The following is a 1,065-nucleotide window of genomic DNA, read 5'->3' on the forward strand; positions in this document are numbered from 1 at the left end:
CCGCACCCACCGCCGACTACCCCGCCTCCGGCACCACCTCATCGCGATCCGCAAGTCTCCGCAGCATCTCCAGCACCCGATCCCGAGACTCGTCCGCCGCGTCGATCGCTTCCACGCACTGCCAGTACGTCGTCTCGTCATCCGCCCCACTGGCCATCCCGACCAGCGCGATCCCCACCTCCCCCAGCAGGCTCCCCAGATGCATCAGCGCCTGCCGCGCATCCCCCAACTCCGTGAGCTGAGCGGCCCGTAAGTCACCCTCCGCCAGATCCGGCGTCTCCAGCACCCCGCACCCCCGCCCCGCCAGCTCCGTCAACCCCAGTGCCTCGCCCCGCAGTTCAGGTGGGCCGAAGACCGCGAGCCGGCTACCTATCGCCTGAGCCAACGCCTGCGCCTGCCACACCTCGGTCATCATCTCCGGGACGCCTTTGCTCCCCGCCAGCGCCCGCCTGCTCGTCACGATCAGCCGCACCGCGTCCATCCGCAGTCCCCGTCTGTCCCGACGCGCTGCCCACGCGTCCACCCGAACTCCCTTGTCCACTACCCAGAGTGAAGGCCCTTGAGACGAAAAGCCAGAGGAAGACGGAAATCTGCGGACAACTTTTCAGTCTCAGCCAGCCAAACGAATACGGAGAGTGAAAATGGACGGTGATCTTCCCTCAGCGCCCGGTCCCAGCCCGGCCCTCATCACTCCGGCGCGGGAAACCGCCGCTCGTTCCGGTCGATCTTCGCGTCCAGCGCGGCCAGCGCATCGACCCCGAGCACCTCGCACAGCTGCAGCAGATACGCCAGCACATCCGCGACCTCGTCCGTCACCCGCGCCGCGGTCTCCGTGTCGTCCATGACCCGCGAGGACTCCTCGGGCGTCATCCACTGGAAGATCTCCACCAGCTCGGACGCCTCCACACTCAGCGCCGCGACGAGGTTCTTCGGCGTGTGGTACGGCTGCCAGTCGCGCGCGGCGGCGAACTCGGCCAGCCGGCGCTGGAGCTTCGCCACATCAAGGGGTTCGGTCACGGCTCCAGGTGTACCACCGTCACGCCGTCCGCCCCCGCCACCCCGGCC

General features: G+C 68.5%; 2 protein-coding genes. Both read right to left on the reverse strand.

Annotated features, from left to right (window positions below):
* Positions 1–16: 16 nt before the first annotated feature.
* Positions 17–481: a DUF6099 family protein gene (locus L0P92_RS44590; protein ID WP_234768832.1), complete on the reverse strand. Its 465-nt coding sequence runs from the start codon at positions 479–481 to the stop codon at positions 17–19.
* A gap of 206 nt (positions 482–687) precedes the next feature.
* Entirely contained in the window at positions 688–1,017 is a 330-nt protein-coding gene (locus L0P92_RS44595; RefSeq protein WP_234768833.1) for a nucleotide pyrophosphohydrolase, read from the reverse strand.
* Between the last annotated feature and the right edge of the window lie 48 nt (positions 1,018–1,065).

Source organism: Streptomyces muensis (genome assembly GCF_021474425.1).
Classification (GTDB): Bacteria; Actinomycetota; Actinomycetes; order Streptomycetales; family Streptomycetaceae; genus Streptomyces; species Streptomyces muensis.

Excerpts from the sequence above, each read along its gene's own strand:
- L0P92_RS44590 (WP_234768832.1), bottom strand. The coding sequence starts at position 481 with ATGGACGCGGTGCGGCTGATCGTGACGAGCAGGCGGGCGCTGGCGGGG.